Consider the following 20907-nt stretch of genomic DNA (forward strand, 5'->3'; position numbering starts at 1 on the left):
AAAAAAACCCAAAAAATAATATTACATTTTCACTAATTTCAGGTTACAATAAAAATAATGATGATTTTTGTTTAAGTTTCTCGAAAATTGCAATGGTTCATTTGGAGGACTTTTTCCTATTAGATAACTACCTGAAAAACAGATTTCACATCAGTTAGGCAAGGATCGTCACTTCCTATCTATTTATTAATGTAAACAGTTCAGCATCAAAAGGAAAAGCTGTACATTATTATTCTACTGTAAAGGAAGTTGTTATGATGAATAAACCTAAAGTAGAAGTGCTTGAAACGTACTACATATCCCAGAATAAAGCTGAAGTAGTAGAAGAGGTTAAGAAGGCGGTTCTTGCTATATACGGATATGATTTGAACGAAATATCCTCCTATCTTTATTATTCAGAGGGTGACGAATTTTCTAAGGCAACGAACCAGTCTTTGGTGAAGGCACGTTATCCAGAAGAGATAATGGCATCTGTTCGGCAAAACATGAATCTTCCTAACACGATAAAGGAAAATGAAGCAATTATGCAGATGAAAAAATCAGATGTGCTGAAGCATTATTTTGAGGGTAAAAATAATAAAGATTATGCAGAAGAAGCCATGCAAGTTATCTTAGATATATATGGAATAAACTTGGCACAAATATCGAATATTGAATATTTTGGTATTTCTATTTCTTCAAAAGGTGTTTGGATAACACAACAGCCAACCGATTTATTTGTGATTCACTCTACTGTAAATGACGTTGGTGTAAAGATTTACCCTACGCACTATTTTACAGCACGTACAGGTTTAGACAGCTTACCATTGTCTATCGTACATGGTCTGGAGAGTCTCGGGTTTATGTATAGAAGTGACTTAAATGCATACTATTATGAAAACCCTTTGAAAGCTTCTGTGTCAGATCAATTTAAGGGAACGGTAGTCCGCATTTTACTTAATGCGATCCATCAACAATATAGTGAACTTGTGAATCCCTCTCATTAAAATACGCTTGGAGGAAGTATTTCTGTTATAGAAATACTTTTTTTACGAATAAAATGACTGATTATTCATTCATTTTTTGTGCTATAGTAAGATTAGCGAAATAGGAGGAGGAATATAAATGGATATTCAGGCGGGAGACGTATTTACATGGAGCCGAACCTTCACTAAAGAAGACGTACAAACATTTGGGGAGCTTTCCGGAGATTTAGGCAGGCATCATGTGGAGCCGGATGAGGAAGGGAGACTAATGGTACAAGGATTATTAACAGCCAGTGTCGGAACGAAAATAGGTGGAGATATACATTATATTGCTAGAGAGATGGTAAGTGAATTTATCCTCCCTGTATTTACGGGAGACACTATTACATGCGCATTGACTTTACACAAATTAGAACAACGAGAAGGATACAAAAAGATAGAGATGAAGACTGTTTATACGAACCAAGATAATAAGGAAGTAATGAAAGGTTCGAGTTATGGCATTATTAAAGATGTGTTACAATAAAATGCTAGATTGTCTATAGGAAGGATGTACTGTAGTGTTTTTAGCATTTTTAATCGTAACCGGCTGTATAATCGGCTTCTTATTATTAAGCTTACATGAACTTGGTTCCATCATTGGGTTTGGCATTATCTTTGGCTGTTTAGTGAGAATCATTTATCTGCTTAAGGAATTATCCACCCAACTAAAGAGAGTAGAATAAGAAGAAAATACAGAATATTCGCCAGTGAAATGTGTAAAAGAATAGGACAAAATCGATCAAGGAATGACGTATGAGGAAGTAGAAGACTTTATTGGCTCTGAATGGGACCTATGGAAATAGCTGATAAGATCAGTTTTGGCTCGAAGGGAGAAAACAACAGTAGAGCAGCGATGCTATTGGATTAGATGGAAAGATTAGAACAAAGAAGCTTCAGCAGCAACATAATGGATAGAATTAGAGGTTTTGTGTGGGGGGATGCATCCATGATTGAAGTTAAGCAATTTAACCATACTACAGCACTATTAAATAGAGTGTCGTTTTTGGGTTATTCCATGTCCGTTTATCAATTTATAATAGATGGGATGTTAATTGACGGAGGGGCACCAAAGCTTTTAAAGAAGCTTATACCATTTTATAAGGAATATTCTAATGATATTGACTTTGTTAGTATCACGCATAATCATGAGGATCATACAGGTACCTCAGCTTGGCTGCAGAAGGAGTATAACCTTCCCATTTATATCCATGAAGGTGCAATAGAGGATTGTACTAAGAAGGCAGCTTATCCTTTATACAGAAAATTAATGTGGGGAGAACGTCTGCCTTTTCATGCTCACCCTTATCCAGAGACGATAAATACTAGAAATCATGAATGGTCTATTATACCAACACCTGGTCACGAAAAACACCATGTGTGTCTATTTAATAAAGAGAATGGCAGATTGTTCACAGGGGATTTATTTGTTACTCCAAAAACAAAGTTAATAATGGAGGAAGAATCTATACCTCAGATTATATCTTCCCTGAGAACGGTTCAACAATTAGACTTTGAGGAAATGTATTGCTGTCATTCTGGCTATCATTCTAATGGTAAAGAGATGATAGCGATGAAGCTTAGGTATTTAGAAGAAATAAGCGATAAAGTACATCACATGTATAACCAAGGTAAGCCGGTATCTGAAATTAATAAAGAGTTATTTCCGAAAAATCCTTCTTTAATATACTATTCTAGTCGGCAGTGGGATTCCAAACATATCATTCGATCGATTCTACAAGAAACGTAACAAATGTGGTTATACAATTGTAATAAAGGAACATGGGAGGGTACAGAGGCCACACTCTGTGCCTTTTTAGTGGACTTTTGTAGTTACTGTAAAAGCGCCCTTACTGTGGTTTCAACATGTTAAGGAGGGAATAATAGCTCTCTTTAACCAAATGTATTTCCGATGTGTAGTGCAGGTCATTCTGTTTTAATTTTCAGAAAAGTGTATTGACACACTACCTTTTTACCTGTATCTTTAAAGTAAATAATATAACACAAATTAAGCGCCTCGGTAATATAACGTTATATAAGCGGAAAGGGCTATTTTTTTGCTCACTTATGAAAGCGCTTTAATACCTATGAAGGCTTCATAGCTTCGTGGAGATTTAATCAAGGAGTGTTTTGAATGTCTATAACTACCACATTTGAACGACTGTCAGAAGAAGAGAAACACGCCCATTTTATGGAGCGGATAGATGCAGGGGAGAAGATTGAAGCGGATGACTGGATGCCGGAAGAATATCGTAAAACACTCATAAAGCTCATTTCTATGCACGGCATAAGTGAGATTATGGGTGCGCTTCCGGAGAAGGAATGGGTTCCAAAGGCTCCAACCTTAAGACGGAAACTGGGTATTATGGCAAAGGTACAGGATGAAATGGGGCATGGCCAATTACTGCTTCGAGTGGCTGAAGATTTAATGAAGCCATATGGTAGAAATCGTGAGGATATTATGCAGGATCTTTTTTCTGGAAGGTTAAAATTCCATAATGTATTCCATATGCCTGCGCCAACCTGGGGGGATGCTGGTTTAATAGGGTGGCTTGTTGATGGAGCTGCTATTATGACCCAGACAAACATGTTGAACGCATCTTACGGTCCATATGCAAGAGCATTGCAGCGTATTTGTGCAGAAGAGGTGTTCCATGCACAGCACGGAGAGGCGATTATTATGGCGTTGGCTGAAGGAACAGATGAACAGCGCAAGATGGTTCAGGATTCATTGGATCGCTGGTGGGAATCATTGTTAATGTTCTTTGGTCCCGCGCAAGCTTCTACCACAGGGTCATCTAAGCAGGATACGACAATTAAATATAAGATACGAACAAAAACGAATGAACAGCTCCGTCAGGATTTCTTTAACAAATATATCACAAGAGCACTTTCGATTGGTTTAGATCTTCCTGATTCTTCTATGTATTACGATGAAGAAACAGAGCTATGGGTATATAAACAACCTGATTGGAACTATTTTAAAGAGATTGTTAAAAATAATGGACCAAAATCTAAGGAACGTCTTCGTTTAAGAGAATTGTCCTATCATAATAACGAATGGGTAAGAGAAGCGTTGAGTCCAGCAAACGAAGCAATGTAAGGGGGAGCGTCAGCTTGGAGGATAAGAAGAGAGCATTTTATCAGGAGTATGAAGTTTTTAGTAAACGTACCTATAAAGCAGCTTTTCAGCATCAGTTCAGCTTACTGGCACCAAATGAAGAGATTGCTATGGTGATGGCGCAGGAGAATTTCATGCGAAGGGAGCCAGTAGTCGACATTTGGGTTGTGAAGAGATCTGACATTAGGAAAATGGATCAGGAAGAAAGGCAAGCTCTGCAACGGCTGGACAATAAGGACTACCGAAACAGTAAAGGCTATGGCTATTTAAAAAAGAAATGGCGTCAGTATGAACAAGAAATGCTGGATGAGAAAGAGATTTTATCGTGGGGAGGTGACCAAAGTAAATGACGGATACTACGGATTTGTTATCAAACCCTTCCTATAAAAAAGCGCTGATAGATTTATTGTATCAATTAGCGGACGATGATTTTATGGTAGCGTATCGTGGATCGGAATGGCTTGGCTTAGCTCCTCATATTGAGGAGGATGTGGCTTTTTCCTCCATTAGTCAAGATACAATGGGGCATGCGACTATGTTCTATGAACTATTAGAACAATTAGGGGAGGGGAAGGCTAACGATTTAGCCCACGGGAGAACTGCTGCTGAACGAAAGAACGCAATTCTCGTAGAGGAAGTAAATGGTCCAGGGCATTATCTAAAAGAACCACATTATGATTGGGCTTTTGCGGTTGCGAGACATTATTGCTATACATTAGCTAAAAAGCTGAAAATGGCTTCCTTGCAGCAATCCTCTTATGAACCTTTAGCCCATATAGCTGTGAAGGTAAATATGGAGTTACATTATCATCTCATGCACTGGCAAACGTGGTTTACTCAATTAACATCTATTCCAGGCGAGCCACAGGAAAGAATGTTAGCGGCATTTCAGCTCGTATGTGATGAGATGCAAGGTGTGCTCCATCTGGGGACTTATGGGAAAGAATTGGCTGAGAATGGGATTATTATTTCGGAAGATGAATTATCGGAAGCCTGGCTAGCTGACATGAAGCTATTACTGCAAAATCATCGTATCCCAAATAAGGTGGCCATTAAGATGAAAAGCGGGAATGGACGCATTGGGGAGCATACGGAGGATTTAGTTTCTGCTCTGAATACTTTAAGTGAAGTGTACCAACAGGATCCAACAGCAGCCTGGTAAGTCTATCCATAGGAAAGGAGTGTTTCCTGTGACAATTGACACAATGAACGTGTATGAAGTGTTGCGAAATGTGAAAGATCCTGAAATTGATACCGTCAATATTATAGATTTAGGAATGGTAGAACATGTAGAAGTGAAGGATAGATCCATTTCTATTAGTCTACTACCTACATTTATGGGCTGTCCTGCATTAGAAATCATCCAAAAGAATGTAGAATCGGAAATTCGTAGTTCTTTGGGAGAGATAGAGGATATCCATGTTCAATTCATATACCATCCACCTTGGACATCTGACCGAATTTCTGAACAGGGACACGTACAATTGAGGGAGTTTGGGATTGCCCCGCCACCTGAAAAAATGGTGAGCACGGGAGAGTGGCATGTGAACTGCCCTTATTGCGGATCCACCTATACGACACTGGACAATATTTTCGGGCCTACTGCATGCCGAAGTATATTATATTGTAAAGCATGCAAGAATCCATTTGAGGCAATGAAGCCAGTATCAACGTTATAGCAAAAAAAGAAAGCGATTACAAAAAGAAAGGGAGCGAGATAGATGGTAAAACTAATTGCATTGTACAAACAGCCAGAAGATAAAGAGAGCTTTGATGAGCATTATTTCAATACTCACGGTCCTATTACAGCAAAAATCCCCGGTCTTCGAGATATGAAGGTAACCAAAATAGTAGGGGATCCAATGGGCAAGGAGAGCAAATTTTATCTCATGTGTGAAATGTACTATGACAGCCATGACGCGCTAAAAGAAGCAATGAGAACGGATGAGGCTAAGGCTTCTGGTAAAGATTTAATGGGCTTTGCAGGCAACCTTGTCACTATGATGATTGGGGAAGAAGTGGATGAATAAGTATTCTTACATTGAGACGACAGTAGTAGATGGAATAGCTATTGTTGAACTGAATCGTCCAGAAGTATTGAATGCTATTAATCACAATATGGTGCTGGAGCTGGTTGATGCATTTCGAGCTTGTGATGAAAATGATCATGTACAGGCTATAGTGCTCACGGGAAAGGGGCGTGCATTTGCAGCTGGCGCTGATATTGGGGAAATGGCAGAGGCAAGCCCAATGGATTTAGAGCTGCTTGATCAATTTGCAGATTGGGATCAGCTGATGAAAACAAGAAAGCCTGTCATTGGAGCCATTAATGGTTTGGCATTGGGCGGGGGTTTTGAACTAGCGCTTATTTGTGACATGTTGTTCACAACAGATAAGGCACAGTTCGGGTTTCCAGAGGTGAACCTTGGGGTGATGCCAGGAGCAGGAGGAACACAGCAGCTAACGAAAATAATTGGCAAACGAAAAGCATTGGAATACATCTGGACAGGGGATAAGATATCTGCCGAACAAGCTTTGGAGTGGGGCATCGTTAATCGTGTTATCGCACCAGAGTTGCTGATGGAGGAGACGTTAAAGTTTGCTCGAACGGTTGCAAAAAAGCCACCGCTTGGTGTTCGTCTAATTAAGGAGTCAGTACAAAAGGCAGAGGACTATCCGTTGGAAGAAGGTATGAAGCTGGAACGAAAGAATTTCTACTTGTTATTTTCTTCAGAGGACCAGAAAGAAGGAATGCATGCTTTTATAGAAAAACGTAATCCACAATTTAAGGGGAAGTAGGGGTTCACATGTACGAAACAATTGCGTACGACGTTACGGATGGAGTAGCAACGATTACTTTGAATCGACCGGACAAGCTGAACGCCATCACACTGCAATTAAATAGTGAATTAAGAAAAGCTGTCAAACAAGCCTCAAGTGATCATGAAGTAAGAGCCGTAGTCCTAACTGGTGCTGGCAGAGCATTTTGTTCTGGACAGGATCTTGGGGATGTAGAAGAAGGAACAGATTATGGAGAAGTGCTACGTACTAGCTATGCCCCAGTTGTAAAAGAAATAGATGCCTGTGAGAAACCAATAATAGCAGCAGTGAATGGAGTAGCAGCAGGGGCTGGATTCAGCTTAGCATTAGCGTGCGATTTTAGGTTAGTGTCTGATAAAGCTACCTTTGTAGAAGCATTCGTTCATATTGGGCTTATTCCAGATGCTGCAAATCTATATTATTTACCAAAGTTAATCGGGCAGGCAAAGGCGCTAGAATTAGCTTTACTTGGAGAAAAGATTTCTGCTGAAGAAGCAAAAGAACTTAATCTGGTAACGAGACTATTTGCTGCTGATGATTTTGAAGAAGAGGTGCGCGCTTTTGCTTTACACGTCGCGCAGATGCCTACCAAAGCGATTGGATTAATTAAGCGATACATGAAAGAAGGCTGGAATACCAGCTTACCAGCTTATTTAGAGAAAGAAGCATATGGACAGCGGATAGCTGGGCTATCTGAGGATCATCAAGAAGGTGTGTATGCTTTCATGGAAAAAAGGAAACCAGTGTTTCAGGGTAAATAATATATAAGGAGAGGATAACATGGCAACAACCAAGGATGCGAAATTAGAAGTATTAGAAATGAAGCGGGAGCATTATCAAATGATTGTAAACGGGGAGCGAGTGGAATCTGTATCATCTCAGACTATGACTACATATAACCCTGCTACTGGGGAAGCAATTGCAACATTTCCAAAAGCTACTAGAGAAGATGTTGATCAAGCAGTAGCTGCCGCTCGTCATGCTTTTGATAACGGTAAATGGAGAAAATATCCAGTAGGAAAACGGTCCCGTGTGCTTAACAAAATTGCTTCCATTATGCGCTCTCGTTTTAATGAGCTTGTAGAGCTAGAGGTAATGAATAGTGGAAAAACACTAGCAGCCGCTCAAGGGCAAGTTATGCAGTCCATTGAGGATTTTGAGTTTTATGCAGGTGCTATTGTTGGACATAAGGGTGAAGTAAACCCAGTTCCTGGTCAATTTCACAATTATACAGAAAAAGAGCCTGTTGGAGTATGTGCCCAAATCATCCCTTGGAATTATCCAATGATGATGGCTGCATGGAAGATTGCTCCTGCTATCGCTGTTGGCTGTAGCGTAGTGGTAAAACCAGCTTCCTTAACACCGCTTACTGCCATAGTGCTTGGGGAAATTTGTTCTGAGGCTGGCGTGCCAGAAGGAGTAGTGAATATTGTAACAGGATCTGGTTCAGAAGTGGGGAACTATCTAGTAGAGCATGATCAAGTAGATAAAGTTGCCTTTACCGGATCAACTCCAGTTGGAAAGGACATTATGGGTAAAGCGTCTGAGACTTTAAAACGCGTAACATTAGAGCTAGGCGGCAAATCGCCAAGCATCGTATTCAATGACGCTGATGTCGATGCAGCAGTGGATGGTTCATTGTTCGGTATTTTCTATAACACAGGTCAATCTTGTGAAGCCCGTTCCCGATTATATGTACATGAAGACATTTACGATGAATTTATGGAGAAATTTGTTGCTAAAACCAAGCAGCTCCAATTAGATGATCCAATGAAACAGGAAACACATATTGGAGCTATCATTAATCAGGATCAGGTCGATGTTATCGATGGGTATGTTCAGTCCGCAAAAGCAGATGGAGCAACGATACTTGCTGGTGGCCAAGCAGCTTCTGTACCAGGGTTTGAAGCAGGATATTGGTATGAGCCGACCATAATTGCTGATGTGGATCATACTATGAAAGCAGTTAGAGAAGAAATTTTTGGACCAGTGGTAGTAGTTATGAAATTCTCTGATGAAAAGGAAGTTCTAAAGCTAGCAAACGATAGCGAATATGGTTTGGGTTCAGCGGTTTGGACAAAAGACCACGGAAGAGCAACTCGTGTAGCGAATGGCATTAAAGCAGGTATTGTAATGGTAAATTGCCCATTCTCTGCATTCCCGGGTACACCGTTTGGTGGTTACAAGCAATCCGGCTTTGGGCGTGAGCTCTCTACTGAAACCCTTGAACTCTATACAGAAACGAAGAGTATCCTTTCCTACTATGGAAACAAGCATTTGAATCCACTAGGTATATAAAAGAGAGATGGAATGTAAGTGACAAGCTTACATTCCTTTCTTTTACGAGAAAGAATAAGGAGGACTTCCTATGAAAGTAGAACAAATTGTCGTTGTTGGATCAGGTGTAATGGGAAGAGGTATTGCGTATGTTAGTGCAGTTGGGGGCTTTGCTACTACGGTTGTGGATGTAAATAAAGAGCAGTTAAAGCGGGCGGAAGAGGAGTTGCTTACTCTGTTTCAAAAAGGCGTTCAGCGTGAAAAGCTCTCAACCGAACAGGCTGAGGCTGGTATTAAACGCCTGACTTACACAAGCTCGTTGGAAGAGGCGGCGGCATCAGCTCAGCTCATAATTGAAGCGGTGCCAGAGATAGCAGAGGTAAAGCAGAAGGTATTTGAAGCAATTGATCAATATGCAAATCCCTCCTGTTATTTTGCAACTAATACATCCACGATGAGTCCAACAGAAATTGCTTCCTACACGAAACGACCAGAAATGGTAATGGCGATGCATTTCTTTAACCCTGTACATAAAATGCCGCTAGTAGAAATGGTAAAGGGATTGGAAACAAGCGATGAAACAGCACAGATTATTCGGAATGTAGCGGAACAAATGGGAAAAGAAACCGTAGTGGTAAATGAATTTCCTGGGTTTGTAACAAGCCGCATCTCCGCTCTGGTAGGTAATGAAGCATTTTATATGCTCCAGGAAGGCGTCGGCTCACCTGAAGAGATAGATAAGGCAATTAAGCTAGGGCTGAACTATCCAATGGGACCGTTTGAACTAGGCGATTTGGTTGGGTTAGATGCCAGGTTGAATAATTTAAAATACCTCCATGATAAGTTAGGGGAGAAATATCGACCAGCTCCTTTGTTAGAGCAGTATGTGAAAGCTGGAAGGCTAGGGAAGAAATCAGGTCGAGGTGTGTATAATTATCAGTAGCAGGAAGGGGAGGAAATCATGCAGGACGTAGTAATAGTGGATGCAGTGAGGACACCGATTGGGCGATACAGAGGTGCTTTAAAGGATATTAGACCAGATGACCTAGGAGCTATTGCAATCAAGGCAATTATGGAGCAGAATCCACAATTATCAGGTGACGATATCGAAGAAGTGATATTAGGAAATGCCAATCAGGCGGGCGAGGATAATAGAAATGTCGCCAGAATGTCCGCATTACTAGCTGGGTTACCAGTTAGTGTTGCAGGTACAACACTAAATCGGTTGTGTGGATCAGGCTTAGATGCTGTCAACTATGCTGCGAGAGCTATTATGGCCGGTGAGGGAGACGTGTTCATCGCTGGAGGCACAGAGAGTATGACACGAGCACCTTATGTAATGGGGAAAAACGAAACGGCCTTTCAACGGGGAAATCAGCAGCTCTATGATACAACCATAGGCTGGAGGTTTGTAAACAATCAGCTCAAAGAAATGTATGGAACAGATAGTATGCCTGAAACTGCAGAGAATGTTGCCAAACGCTATCATATTACCCGACAAGAACAGGATCAGTTTGCATTACAAAGTCAACAACGTGCTAAAGCTGCCATGGAATCTAAAAGATTCGACAACGAAATTATACCGGTTACTTCTACAAATAAGCGAGGGGAGCAATCCGTGATGGACCTCGATGAGCACCCGAGACCCGGTACTACCTTCGATAAACTGAGTGCATTGCCCTCCTTGTTTGAGAATGGAACGGTTACAGCCGGAAATGCCTCTGGTATTAATGATGGATCATCGGCGTTACTCCTCATGTCTCAGCAAAAGGCAATATCATTAGGATTGAAGCCTCTTGTAAAATATCGTATGGCTGCTACAGCTGGGGTAGAGCCTGCTGTTATGGGGCTGGGTCCAATAAATGCTACTAGAAAAATAATGGAACGAAGTGGTGTGTCCAGTCATGATTTTGGTCTAGTAGAATTAAATGAAGCGTTTGCGGCGCAATCATTAGAATGTATCCGACAGTTAGAATTAGACCAAGAAAGAGTAAACGTGAATGGTGGAGCTATTGCCTTTGGTCACCCATTAGGGGCAAGTGGTGCTAGAATCCTTACTACGTTAATACATGAAATGAAGAAACGAGATGTAGAGCTTGGGCTTGCTACGATGTGCGTAGGTGTGGGTCAAGGGATCGCAACTGTTGTCGAAAATATATAGGCGTATGCGGAGAATTTGTAGAATCATGACGATTTATAGGATATGGACTTCTCCCTTTACGTGTTATAATTGTCATAATTTCAAGAAGATAGGCAAAATGATGAGGTAAAGGGTGTTCCATATGGGAATGAATACGAGATCGATGATTTTTACTATATACGGTGACTATATACGTCATTACGGAAACCAAATATGGATTGGCAGCCTAATACGATTATTGAAGGAGTTTGGGCATAATGAACAGGCTGTTAGAGCTGCTGTGTCTCGAATGAGTAAGCAAGGTTGGCTGGAGGGAGAAAAACAAGGGAACAAAAGCTATTACTCGCTTACAAGCCGTGGTGTAAAACGTATAGATGAAGCTGGTCAGCGTATTTTCAAATTAAAGCCAGACACTTGGGATGGTAAATGGCGGATGCTATTGTATTCCATCCCCGAAGAAAAAAGAAGTCTGCGTGATGAGCTGCGAAAGGAATTGATTTGGAGCGGCTTTGGCTCACTATCGAGTAGTTTGTGGATATCTCCAAACCGTTTAGAGGATAAGGTTAATCGTCTAATTGAAAAATATGACATTGAGGAGTATGTAGACGTGTTCTTATCTGAATATAATGGTCCCCATGAGAATGAGCGGATTGTAGAAAAAAGCTGGGACCTGGAGGAAATAAATAATCGGTACAGTGAGTTTATCCGCCATTACAGCCAAAGGTTCATCATTGATAAGAATAAAATCCATCAAGGTGATATGTCAGATGCCCAATGTTTTGTAGAAAGAACGAAGCTTGTCCATGAGTATCGGAAATTCTTATTCGTGGACCCAGGCTTACCTGAAGAATTACTACCATCTAAATGGTACGGAGGCCATGCAGCCTCATTGTTCTCAGACTACTACAAAGAATTGGCAGAACCAGCTAACCGCTTCTTTGAGGAAGTGTTTCGAAACGGAAATGAATTAACACAAAAGGACAAAGCATACAATGTATATAATCATCCGCTAATGATGGAGTAGGAAAAGCACTGATTTCAAATGAAATCAGTGCCTTTTTTATAGGGTTAAGAGCGAACAGGTTGGGTACATACTATACATATAGATTTCTACATTGAAATCTTCCAACTGTAACAAAGGGGTTGTCATAATGTCTAATAAGCCAATTGAATCAGAGATATCAAGCTACGTAGGTAAATTGCTTCGGGATAATTTTGGTAAAGGACCTTCATCCGTATATGTATCCATAAAAAAACCATTCATTACGATTCATGTCCGAGACTTTCTAGCACCAATGGAAAAGATACTAGTTAATCAGAGTGAACAGGAACGTGTGGAACAAACAAGAGACATGCTCATGCGCGAACTACTTCCGGAAATGAAGGCAACCATAAATGTAACAGCTGATATACATCTGCAAGAAATGTACTACGACTGGAGTCTATCCAATCGATCTGGCATTATTATAGGAGTGATGCATCAAGAAGATCATGTATCTCATACAGATGAATATGAAGAGAAGGCCGAGGTGCACGAGGAAATTAATCACGTTAGCAAACAGGCAGAAAAGGCACCGGAAAAGATAGAATCCTTTTATATAAATGATCGAACGTTATTAATCATCCGAAAAGGAATACTCGTCCCTATTGAAAAAGAACTAATACGATCAGGTTTTGAGCAAAAGCTGAAATTAGTGAAACGACACTTAGAGAAACGATTAATTAATACCGCTTCCTTTGAACAAATTTTAGGATTACCAGTAGGGGATGCATTTGTAGATTGGGACTTTAACCAGGATTTAAGCTATGTCGTTTTAATACTAAAACCAAATCAAAAATAAGGAAAAGCTGAGAACTCTCACAGAGGGTTTTCAGCTTTTATTTGTCTTGCTGGTTACACGTCTCAATAATAAATACTCATCTCATAAAAGACTCACGGATATTAACAGCCCTTTCCCCATTTAAGTTTAACAAAAAAAGCTGCCCGTTTGAGGGCAGCTTAAAGTTAACTGGAGGTAAACATGCCTCCGTTTATATGAATAAATTGTCCGGTCATATACGATGAGTCATCAGAAGCTAACAGGACGTAGCTGCCAACATGCTCAACAGGCTGTCCTGTACGTCCCATTAGAGTGTTCTGACCAAAACTTTCGACTTCGTCTGCCGGGAAGGTTGAAGGAATTAATGGTGTCCAAATTGGGCCAGGTGCTACCCCATTTACTCGAATGCCACGGTTTATTAATTGACGCGCCATAGATCGGGTAAACGCAACCACGGCACCCTTTGTAGAAGTGTAGTCCACTAATTCTTCGTTTCCAACATATGGGTTAATAGAAGCCGTGTTAATGATGGCGCTACCACTACGTAAATGAGGGAGGGCAGCTTTTGTCATATAGAACATGGAGTACACATTTGTTCGGAAGGTTTGCTCAAGCTGTTCTGCTGAAATATCTTCTAAGGAATCCTTCGGATGTTGTTCGGCAGCATTATTCACAAGTATATCCAGCTTCCCTAACTGGTCTACTGTTGTTTCTACGATGTCACGGCAAGTATTTTCATAGCCTACATCACCAGGAATGATAATGGCTTTACGCCCTTCCTCTTCTACTTTTTGTTTAGTGTATTGTGCATCCTCGTGTTCATCCAAGTAGGATATTGCAACATCAGCACCCTCTTTGGCATATCCAATAGCAACAGAACGACCGATGCCGCTGTCACCTCCAGTAATGAGAGCTACCTTGCCTTTCAGCTTGTTGCCGCTTTGATAGTCTTCATCTGCTTGAAGAGGTGCTGGATTCATCGGGGCTTCATAGCCAGGCTGGCGATTTTGTTCCTGTGCAGGCTGACCATCTATTTGTCGATTATAACGGTTTGTCATGCTTATCCTCCTCTAATTGTATATCTGTTTTAAATGTCATTCCGTTTAGATTATTGTATTTTTCTAATATAATGACTTGCCTTTTATATATTCCACTTCATTACCAAATTAAACTAATGAAAAATGAGTACCGTCTCTTCATATGTGTAGGAGGCTGTTAGTCCAAAATGGTCCAAAAAAAACAGAACCAATGGTAGGTTCTGTTTATCACGTAGTTACTTTAATTGCTCTTTGAATTCTCTTCCTTTTTGGACGTAGGAGTCGATGGACATTTGTATTAAGGATAAATCTTCCTCTGTAAGTTCTCGGACCACTTTTCCTGGTGAGCCTAGAATTAATGTTCTAGGTGGGTAAGATTTACCTGGTGATATTAGAGTATTAGCTCCTACAATGCACTCTTCTCCGATGTGTGCTCCATCTAAAATGGTAGATCCCATACCGATAATAGATCTATTGCCTATAGTACACCCATGGAGGATAACATTGTGACCTACTGTTACTTCATCACCAACGTGAAGGGGGGCTTCCTCATATAAATGACATGTCACATTGTCTTGGATGCTGCAGCGCTTTCCTATTGTAATAGGAGCTTCATCTCCTCGAATTACAGCATTAAACCACACACTAGATTCTTTACCAATCGTTACATCCCCAATGATATGAGCCCCAGGAGCTACGAACACCGTGGAATCGACCTTAGGAAGCACCTGGTTATACGGATAAATCATTTCATTCCTCCTCTAATTGTGATAATCTTAAGAAAAGTATAACACTTTTAAGACGAGGAGGGAATGTAATGAATGATCTTTGTCGTTATTTAGGTATAGATTACCCTATCATTCAAGGGGGGATGGGGAATATAAGTAATGCACCATTAACTGCAGCTATCTCCAACGCTGGAGGTCTAGGGACAATCGGTGTAGGAACGATGGAGCTTGAAGAAGTAGAAGCACTTATTAAGGCTACTCAGAACAAGACAGGGAAACCCTTTGCAGTTAATATACCGATAAATGTAAGCCCTTACACTAAAGACATCATTCATCTATTAGTAAAATATGAAGTAGAAGTTGTTTCGCTATCTGCTGGCAACCCTGCACCTTACATAGAATTTTTACATGATCACCATATAAAAGTGATGACGGTTGTAGGGACAGTAAGGCAAGCTGTGAAAGCTTATAAATCAGGTGTAGATATTATCGTAGCAGAAGGGTACGAAGCAGCAGGAATCAATGCGACACAGGAATCGACCACGATGACTCTCCTACCACAAATAGTAGATCAGGTTGATGTGCCAGTAGTTGCGGCTGGTGGAATTGGTGATGGGAGAGGGCTAGCTGCTGTACTTGCGTTAGGAGCGAGTGGTGTACAAATGGGAACAAGATTTATTGCTACCAAGGAAGCACCTTTTCACAATCATTATAAGCAGGCTTTACTGGAAGCTAATGATCATCAAACGACGATTGTCGGACGCGAAGTAGGTAGGGTGAGGAGAATTATGAATACTCCCTATGCAGAAAAGCTAAAGCAGCTTGAGCAATCTGGAGCAGATGTCGATAACTTCTCAGAGCTTACATCAGAACACTATCATAAAATTGGTGCGCTGGAGGGGAAGTTGGAAGAAGGGTTTATCAATGCTGGACAAATTTCTGGAATCGTGAAGGATATCCCAACAGTACAACAACTGTTAAACAGTATGCTGGAGGAGCTAAGGGGAAGCATCATTACCTTAGAGCAATATCAGCTGCCAATAAAATAAAAATTTATGATAAAAATCCAGCTTGCTTTGCAGGTTGGATTTTTATATTAAAAGGGTACTGTATTCCATTATTTTATATGACAAAAATAATTCAAGCGTATAAAATTAATTATGTAATATACAATGCCTTCAAAGTACATTATGGAGTGAAGGTGCTCTACTCCTTCGACGTGGTAAAGTTTGATTCGAGCAATTGTTTTAATATTTTTTAATTTTTTGAAAATTTATTGACATTTTACTCGCCCTCCTTTACTATTACGATATAAATACGTACAAGAAAAATAATATCATACAAATGACTTTGCTTATTGCCAGTAAAAATTTTTGCAATCCTTTGAAACCGTTTACATTACGCATCCATGAATTACATAAAGATTCAAACTAATAAGGGGGAGCGTCATGAAAAAAAATGGGTGGCTAATCTTTTTAGTAATGGTTGGTTTATGTATCCTTACTGCTTGTGGGTCTACAGAAGATACTCAAGGAGAAGCAAATGAGGAAGCAGAAAGTGGATCTGAGGAAGCTGCTACGGAAGGTCCTTTTGAAATTGGGGTTACACAAATTGTTGAACACCCGTCATTAGACGCAGCGTTTGAAGGATTTCAAAAGGCAATTGAAGATGGTGGACTGGATGATGTGGAGTATGACGTCCAGATCGCACAAGGTGATATGTCTAACAGCCAGACGATTGCTACCAACTTTGCCGGAGATAATGTGGATCTAATTTTTGCGAATTCAACGCAAAGTGCTCAATCTTCATTAAATGCTACGAGTGAAATACCTATTCTGTTTACGTCTGTAACAGATCCAGTTGGAGCAGATTTAGTACCTTCTTTAGAGGAAGCCGGTTCTAACATTACAGGGACAACCGATACACATCCAGAGGCAGTGCCGAATACGGTGCAATTCATGGAAGAAGAAATGGACGGTATTAATAAGGTAGGGATGATTTACAATTCTGGAGAGCAAAACTCTGTTTCACAAGTAAATATTGTGAAGGAAGCGATGGACGGTACTAGCTTAGAAGTAGTAGAGGCTTCTGTTTCTAACTCTGCAGAAGTACAGCAGGCTGCTGAATCACTAGTAGGCCGAGTGGATGCTTTTTATATTATCACAGATAACACGGTAGTTTCCGCCTTAGAATCTGTCATTGGCGTTTCCAAGGACCAGGATATTCCATTATTCGTTGGGGAATTAGATTCTGTGGAACGAGGCGGATTTGCAGGGTATGGCTTTGATTACTATGACATTGGCTATCAAACTGGTGAAATGGCAGTTAGTATTTTAAAAGGAGAAAAGGACGCATCGGAAATTTCCCCCGAGGTGCCAAGTAAGCTGAAGCTTGTTATTAATAAACAAGCGGCAGAAGAAATGGGTGTGGAACTAAAAGAAGAATGGAACGATAAGGCTGAGTTTATCGAGTAACTAATGGAACGATAGAGGTCCAGTGAATATCAATTAGTAAAACCTATCACTGGGCTTTTTATTCGTATAAAAAGACAGCAGGAGCTGTATCTGAAGGGGGAGCAGTTAATGTCTCTAGCAATTTTCGGAGCATTTGAGTCTGGCATTATATACGCCATTATGGCGTTGGGTGTGTATATATCCTTTCGAATTTTGGATTTTCCGGATTTAACAGTTGATGGAAGTTTTGTGACGGGAGCTGCTGTGGCAGCGATGCTTATTGTGCAAGGGTATAACCCATTTGTTGCGACAGGCATTGCTTTACTTGCCGGTTTTATTGCTGGGTGTATCACTGGACTGCTGCATACAAAAGGGGGCATCAACCCTTTGTTATCAGGGATTCTCATGATGATTGCTCTTTACTCTATTAATCTTAGGATTATGGGCAAATCGAACATCCCTCTACTAAACTATGATACATCTTTAGACACTGTATCATCTATTTGGGACAATATGGGGTTTAATACTGTGTTGAATAGCATGATGAGTGCAGTTGGGTTAGGAGATAGCTTGCCACGAACATGGGGAATTCTCGTATTTATGATTGTGGTGACCCTTTTGTTTAAATTTGTAACAGATCGTTTCTTGAAAACAGAAGTGGGTCTAGCTGTTCGAGCTACTGGTAATAACAAAAAAATGATACGAAGCTTTTCTGCTAATACAGATGGTCTCATCATTTTAGGACTCGGCATTTCTAATGCATTTGTAGCGTTTTCTGGTGCGCTTATCGCCCAGCTTACTTCATTTGCCGACGTTGGAATGGGAATCGGAATGATTATCATTGGGCTTGCTTCCGTTATTATTGGTGAGGCATTGTTTGGTACTAAATCTATTGCACGGACGACACTTGCTGTAATAGGCGGTGCCATTGTTTATCGTATCGTCGTTAGTATCGCCCTCCGCGTTGAATTTTTAGAAGCTGGTGATATGAAATTAATAACCGCGGCTATTGTTATTTTAGCACTAGTCCTTCCAAAGCTAATGGATGATTATAAGTCTCGGAAAATGAAAAAGCGACGAAATGAAGAACGTTTAGCTTCTTTACAAATGGCCTCGACCGGAAAGGATGACCAACATGCTTCATCTCGAACACATTCATAAAGTCTTTAATGAAGGTACTCCCGATGAAAAAATTGCACTAGACGAAGTAGATCTCTCTTTAAAAAAGGGGGATTTTGTCACGGTTATTGGCAGTAATGGAGCAGGGAAATCAACGCTCATGAATGTAATATCAGGCGTCTTTCAGCCGGATATCGGTACCATTCAAATTGATGGGACCGATGTTACAGTAATGCCTGAGTATAAGCGCTCCCGACTGATTGGTCGGGTGTTCCAGGATCCAATGGCTGGAACAGCCCCTTCTATGACGATTGAGGAGAATCTTGCAATTGCTTATAACCGGAACAAACGGAGAACCTTAAAGCTTGGCGTTAATCGTAAACGAAAACAGTTATTTAAGGAAGCATTAGAAAGTCTGCATTTAGGATTGGAAGGCCGATTAAATGCTAAGGTGGGTCTTCTATCAGGTGGGGAGCGGCAGGCGTTATCGCTGTTGATGGCTACTTTTACCGAACCGGCAATTTTATTGTTAGATGAGCACACAGCAGCGCTTGACCCTTCTCGAGCGGAGTTAATCACTAACCTGACAAAGGAAATCGTCGAGGAGCATCATCTGACAACATTAATGGTCACCCATAACATGCAGCAAGCATTAGATCTTGGCAATAAATTAATCATGATGGATAAAGGGAAGATTATTTTAGGCTTTGACGAAGAGGAAAAGCAAGGGCTTACAGTGGAGAAACTGCTGGAAGAATTTCAAAAGATTAAGGGAGAGCAGATGGTTAGTGATAGAGCTCTTTTGTCTTAGCGGGAAAAGGGGGGCAAGTATGAAGGAAGGCGTTTACGTAGGTCAAACAGCTACGATTACTTCAATTGTGACGGAGGAAATGGTTGCTCAATTTGAAGGGCAAATCGTCCATGAAGCTTATTCTACGGTCTCTATGGTCTATCATATGGAATGGGCAGCTAGGAACATCATTCTTCCGTATTTAGAAGAAGGGGAAGAGGGGATAGGTGCCTCCGTTACAGTAAAGCATATGGCTCCTACAGGGGTTGGGACCAATATTGAGGTCACTGCTACCGTTACAGAACTGAAAAAGCATTTAGTTATCACGTCTGTGGAAGCAAGAAATGAAATAGGCATTATTGGTAAGGGAGAAGTAACGCAGGCCATTTTACCAAAAGAGAGTATTACAGAAAAAATAGAGGCCAGTATGAAAGCATAACGCGTTTTTTGAAAGCGTTTCCTTAACGTGTAGAAAGAGGGGTATAGAGATATGGATTTATTTGAAGATATTTATGAGCATGAACAAGTAGTGTTTTGTAACGATCCACAAACAGGTTTAAAGGCTATTATAGCTATTCATAATACAACGCTTGGACCAGCGCTTGGCGGCTGCCGAATGAGGCCCTATGCTAGTTTTGACGAGGCGTTACAGGATGTTTTAAGACTTTCCAAGGGAATGACCTATAAATGCGCAGCTGCTGATGTGGATTTTGGCGGCGGGAAAGCCGTTATTTTAGGTGATCCTGAAAAGGATAGATCGCCAGAATTATTCAGAGCTTTTGGCCAATTTGTAGAGTCTTTGAACGGTCGTTTTTATACGGGGACGGACATGGGGACTCTACCAGAGGATTTCATTCATTCTTTAAGGGAAACCAATTGTATTGTTGGTGTTCCTGAAGCTTATGGTGGAAGTGGTGATAGTTCTGTTCCCACTGCTTCGGGAGTCATATATGGCTTGCAGGCTACCAATCAAGCTCTATGGGGGACAGATGAGCTTCGGGGAAGAACCTATGCAATTCAGGGGTTAGGCAAGGTAGGCAGTAAAGTAGCGGCTCACCTCATCGAAGAGGGTGCTTCCTTGTATGTTACCGATATTAATAAACAGGCACTAGATGAAATAGAAACGAAGGCAAATCTCCACGGTGTAACTGTTCAGGTAGTTCGTGGTGATGAGATTTATGACGTCGAGGCAGATGTTTTTGTTCCTTGTGCATTTGGTGGAGTGTTGAACGATAACACAATCTCTCGGCTCAAAACAAGAGCTGTAGTAGGTTCTGCCAATAACCAATTAGAAGAGGAGCATCATGGAACAATGCTTGCGGATAAACAAATTTTGTATGCTCCAGATTACATAGTTAACAGCGGAGGCTTGATTCAAGTGGCCGATGAGCTGTATGAGCCAAATAAGGATCGAGTGCTCCGCAAAACCAAAGCCATTTATACATCCCTGCTGACCATTTATCAGCAGGCGGAATTAAACCATATGTCAACTGCAGAAGCAGCGAATGAATTTTGTGAAGACCGTATTGAATTCCGTAAGAAGCGCAATAGTTTCTTTTCACATATGAAGCGTCCTAAATGGGCGGTTCGAACATAAG

At 40.8% G+C, this 20907-nt stretch carries 24 protein-coding genes; 22 read left to right on the forward strand and 2 right to left on the reverse strand.

Annotation, left to right across the window (positions count from 1 at the left end):
- Positions 1-257 precede the first annotated feature (257 nt).
- From ACFFGV_RS03725 to ACFFGV_RS03800, 16 genes are all read left to right on the forward strand, one after another.
- Positions 258-986: a hypothetical protein gene (locus tag ACFFGV_RS03725; RefSeq protein WP_377345229.1), complete on the forward strand. Its 729-nt coding sequence runs from the start codon at positions 258-260 to the stop codon at positions 984-986.
- Between the two features lie 118 nt (positions 987-1104).
- On the forward strand, positions 1105-1491 hold the full coding sequence (locus ACFFGV_RS03730) for an FAS1-like dehydratase domain-containing protein (protein ID WP_377345230.1): 387 nt from the start codon (positions 1105-1107) through the stop codon (positions 1489-1491).
- A gap of 34 nt (positions 1492-1525) precedes the next feature.
- Complete coding sequence (locus ACFFGV_RS03735) at positions 1526-1690, forward strand: hypothetical protein (RefSeq protein ID WP_377345231.1); 165 nt, start codon at positions 1526-1528, stop codon at positions 1688-1690.
- A gap of 263 nt (positions 1691-1953) precedes the next feature.
- A complete protein-coding gene (locus ACFFGV_RS03740; RefSeq protein ID WP_377345232.1) occupies positions 1954-2754 on the forward strand; it encodes an MBL fold metallo-hydrolase in 801 nt (266 codons plus the stop codon).
- A gap of 384 nt (positions 2755-3138) precedes the next feature.
- Positions 3139-4107, forward strand: a complete 969-nt coding sequence (gene paaA, locus ACFFGV_RS03745; RefSeq protein WP_377345233.1) for a 1,2-phenylacetyl-CoA epoxidase subunit PaaA — start codon at positions 3139-3141, stop codon at positions 4105-4107.
- A gap of 14 nt (positions 4108-4121) precedes the next feature.
- Entirely contained in the window at positions 4122-4475 is a 354-nt protein-coding gene (gene paaB / locus ACFFGV_RS03750; RefSeq protein ID WP_377345234.1) for a 1,2-phenylacetyl-CoA epoxidase subunit PaaB, read from the forward strand.
- Positions 4472-5287, forward strand: coding sequence for a 1,2-phenylacetyl-CoA epoxidase subunit PaaC (paaC, locus tag ACFFGV_RS03755; protein WP_377345235.1), 816 nt, complete (start codon positions 4472-4474; stop codon positions 5285-5287). The genes paaB and paaC overlap by 4 nt, the downstream gene beginning before the upstream one ends.
- A 43-nt stretch (positions 5288-5330) precedes the next feature.
- A complete protein-coding gene (gene paaD, locus ACFFGV_RS03760) occupies positions 5331-5804 on the forward strand; it encodes a 1,2-phenylacetyl-CoA epoxidase subunit PaaD (protein WP_377345854.1) in 474 nt (157 codons plus the stop codon).
- 42 nt (positions 5805-5846) lie between these two features.
- Entirely contained in the window at positions 5847-6155 is a 309-nt protein-coding gene (locus ACFFGV_RS03765) for an EthD family reductase (RefSeq protein ID WP_377345236.1), read from the forward strand.
- Entirely contained in the window at positions 6148-6924 is a 777-nt protein-coding gene (locus tag ACFFGV_RS03770) for an enoyl-CoA hydratase/isomerase family protein (protein ID WP_377345237.1), read from the forward strand. The genes ACFFGV_RS03765 and ACFFGV_RS03770 overlap by 8 nt, the downstream gene beginning before the upstream one ends.
- Before the next feature lie 8 nt (positions 6925-6932).
- Positions 6933-7706, forward strand: a complete 774-nt coding sequence (locus ACFFGV_RS03775) for an enoyl-CoA hydratase-related protein (RefSeq protein WP_377345238.1) — start codon at positions 6933-6935, stop codon at positions 7704-7706.
- A gap of 19 nt (positions 7707-7725) precedes the next feature.
- Positions 7726-9243: an aldehyde dehydrogenase family protein gene (locus tag ACFFGV_RS03780; RefSeq protein ID WP_377345239.1), complete on the forward strand. Its 1518-nt coding sequence runs from the start codon at positions 7726-7728 to the stop codon at positions 9241-9243.
- A gap of 70 nt (positions 9244-9313) precedes the next feature.
- Positions 9314-10165, forward strand: a complete 852-nt coding sequence (locus ACFFGV_RS03785) for a 3-hydroxyacyl-CoA dehydrogenase (protein WP_377345240.1) — start codon at positions 9314-9316, stop codon at positions 10163-10165.
- 18 nt (positions 10166-10183) lie between these two features.
- Complete coding sequence (locus ACFFGV_RS03790) at positions 10184-11383, forward strand: acetyl-CoA C-acyltransferase (protein WP_377345241.1); 1200 nt, start codon at positions 10184-10186, stop codon at positions 11381-11383.
- Positions 11384-11510: 127 nt separating this feature from the next.
- On the forward strand, positions 11511-12386 hold the full coding sequence (gene paaX, locus ACFFGV_RS03795) for a phenylacetic acid degradation operon negative regulatory protein PaaX (protein ID WP_377345855.1): 876 nt from the start codon (positions 11511-11513) through the stop codon (positions 12384-12386).
- A 127-nt stretch (positions 12387-12513) separates the two neighbouring features.
- A complete protein-coding gene (locus ACFFGV_RS03800) occupies positions 12514-13203 on the forward strand; it encodes a Na-translocating system protein MpsC family protein (RefSeq protein WP_377345242.1) in 690 nt (229 codons plus the stop codon).
- A gap of 164 nt (positions 13204-13367) precedes the next feature.
- On the opposite strand, the gene ACFFGV_RS03805 is transcribed toward ACFFGV_RS03800, so the two are convergent.
- Positions 13368-14240: an SDR family oxidoreductase gene (locus tag ACFFGV_RS03805; RefSeq protein WP_377345243.1), complete on the reverse strand. Its 873-nt coding sequence runs from the start codon at positions 14238-14240 to the stop codon at positions 13368-13370.
- 215 nt (positions 14241-14455) lie between these two features.
- Positions 14456-14968 (reverse strand): gamma carbonic anhydrase family protein, encoded by a 513-nt coding sequence (locus ACFFGV_RS03810; protein ID WP_377345244.1) that lies wholly within the window; start codon positions 14966-14968, stop codon positions 14456-14458.
- A gap of 68 nt (positions 14969-15036) precedes the next feature.
- Between ACFFGV_RS03810 and ACFFGV_RS03815 the strand changes: the two genes are divergently transcribed.
- The 6 genes from ACFFGV_RS03815 to ACFFGV_RS03840 all read left to right on the forward strand — a co-directional run bounded on the left by ACFFGV_RS03815 (position 15037) and on the right by ACFFGV_RS03840 (position 20906).
- A complete protein-coding gene (locus ACFFGV_RS03815; RefSeq protein ID WP_377345245.1) occupies positions 15037-15996 on the forward strand; it encodes an NAD(P)H-dependent flavin oxidoreductase in 960 nt (319 codons plus the stop codon).
- Between the two features lie 399 nt (positions 15997-16395).
- Positions 16396-17421: an ABC transporter substrate-binding protein gene (locus ACFFGV_RS03820; RefSeq protein ID WP_377345247.1), complete on the forward strand. Its 1026-nt coding sequence runs from the start codon at positions 16396-16398 to the stop codon at positions 17419-17421.
- A 108-nt stretch (positions 17422-17529) separates the two neighbouring features.
- Positions 17530-18561 carry an ABC transporter permease gene (locus tag ACFFGV_RS03825; RefSeq protein ID WP_377345248.1) on the forward strand — a complete coding sequence of 344 codons (1032 nt, stop codon included), beginning with the start codon at positions 17530-17532 and terminating at the stop codon, positions 18559-18561.
- Positions 18536-19330 (forward strand): ABC transporter ATP-binding protein, encoded by a 795-nt coding sequence (locus ACFFGV_RS03830; RefSeq protein WP_377345249.1) that lies wholly within the window; start codon positions 18536-18538, stop codon positions 19328-19330. The genes ACFFGV_RS03825 and ACFFGV_RS03830 overlap by 26 nt, the downstream gene beginning before the upstream one ends.
- A 19-nt stretch (positions 19331-19349) precedes the next feature.
- The gene (locus tag ACFFGV_RS03835) at positions 19350-19748 is read left to right on the forward strand and encodes a thioesterase family protein (RefSeq protein WP_377345250.1); all 399 of its coding nucleotides are present in this window, start codon (positions 19350-19352) and stop codon (positions 19746-19748) included.
- A gap of 51 nt (positions 19749-19799) precedes the next feature.
- Positions 19800-20906, forward strand: coding sequence for a Leu/Phe/Val dehydrogenase (locus ACFFGV_RS03840; protein ID WP_377345251.1), 1107 nt, complete (start codon positions 19800-19802; stop codon positions 20904-20906).
- Position 20907 lies beyond the last annotated feature (1 nt).

Origin of the sequence: Pontibacillus salicampi, assembly GCF_042434395.1 — a bacterium.
Classification (GTDB): domain Bacteria; phylum Bacillota; class Bacilli; order Bacillales; family BH030062; genus Pontibacillus; species Pontibacillus salicampi.

Excerpts from the sequence above, each read along its gene's own strand:
- ACFFGV_RS03725 (WP_377345229.1), top strand. The coding sequence starts at position 258 with ATGAATAAACCTAAAGTAGAAGTGCTTGAAACGTACTACATATCCCAG.
- ACFFGV_RS03730 (WP_377345230.1), top strand. The coding sequence starts at position 1,105 with ATGGATATTCAGGCGGGAGACGTATTTACATGGAGCCGAACCTTCACT.
- ACFFGV_RS03740 (WP_377345232.1), top strand. The coding sequence starts at position 1,954 with ATGATTGAAGTTAAGCAATTTAACCATACTACAGCACTATTAAATAGA.
- paaA (WP_377345233.1), top strand. The coding sequence starts at position 3,139 with ATGTCTATAACTACCACATTTGAACGACTGTCAGAAGAAGAGAAACAC.
- paaC (WP_377345235.1), top strand. The coding sequence starts at position 4,472 with ATGACGGATACTACGGATTTGTTATCAAACCCTTCCTATAAAAAAGCG.
- paaD (WP_377345854.1), top strand. The coding sequence starts at position 5,331 with ATGAACGTGTATGAAGTGTTGCGAAATGTGAAAGATCCTGAAATTGAT.
- ACFFGV_RS03765 (WP_377345236.1), top strand. The coding sequence starts at position 5,847 with ATGGTAAAACTAATTGCATTGTACAAACAGCCAGAAGATAAAGAGAGC.
- ACFFGV_RS03770 (WP_377345237.1), top strand. The coding sequence starts at position 6,148 with ATGAATAAGTATTCTTACATTGAGACGACAGTAGTAGATGGAATAGCT.
- ACFFGV_RS03775 (WP_377345238.1), top strand. The coding sequence starts at position 6,933 with ATGTACGAAACAATTGCGTACGACGTTACGGATGGAGTAGCAACGATT.
- ACFFGV_RS03780 (WP_377345239.1), top strand. The coding sequence starts at position 7,726 with ATGGCAACAACCAAGGATGCGAAATTAGAAGTATTAGAAATGAAGCGG.
- ACFFGV_RS03785 (WP_377345240.1), top strand. The coding sequence starts at position 9,314 with ATGAAAGTAGAACAAATTGTCGTTGTTGGATCAGGTGTAATGGGAAGA.
- ACFFGV_RS03790 (WP_377345241.1), top strand. The coding sequence starts at position 10,184 with ATGCAGGACGTAGTAATAGTGGATGCAGTGAGGACACCGATTGGGCGA.
- paaX (WP_377345855.1), top strand. The coding sequence starts at position 11,511 with ATGAATACGAGATCGATGATTTTTACTATATACGGTGACTATATACGT.
- ACFFGV_RS03800 (WP_377345242.1), top strand. The coding sequence starts at position 12,514 with ATGTCTAATAAGCCAATTGAATCAGAGATATCAAGCTACGTAGGTAAA.
- ACFFGV_RS03805 (WP_377345243.1), bottom strand. The coding sequence starts at position 14,240 with ATGACAAACCGTTATAATCGACAAATAGATGGTCAGCCTGCACAGGAA.
- ACFFGV_RS03810 (WP_377345244.1), bottom strand. The coding sequence starts at position 14,968 with ATGATTTATCCGTATAACCAGGTGCTTCCTAAGGTCGATTCCACGGTG.
- ACFFGV_RS03815 (WP_377345245.1), top strand. The coding sequence starts at position 15,037 with ATGAATGATCTTTGTCGTTATTTAGGTATAGATTACCCTATCATTCAA.
- ACFFGV_RS03820 (WP_377345247.1), top strand. The coding sequence starts at position 16,396 with ATGAAAAAAAATGGGTGGCTAATCTTTTTAGTAATGGTTGGTTTATGT.
- ACFFGV_RS03825 (WP_377345248.1), top strand. The coding sequence starts at position 17,530 with ATGTCTCTAGCAATTTTCGGAGCATTTGAGTCTGGCATTATATACGCC.
- ACFFGV_RS03830 (WP_377345249.1), top strand. The coding sequence starts at position 18,536 with ATGCTTCATCTCGAACACATTCATAAAGTCTTTAATGAAGGTACTCCC.
- ACFFGV_RS03835 (WP_377345250.1), top strand. The coding sequence starts at position 19,350 with ATGAAGGAAGGCGTTTACGTAGGTCAAACAGCTACGATTACTTCAATT.
- ACFFGV_RS03840 (WP_377345251.1), top strand. The coding sequence starts at position 19,800 with ATGGATTTATTTGAAGATATTTATGAGCATGAACAAGTAGTGTTTTGT.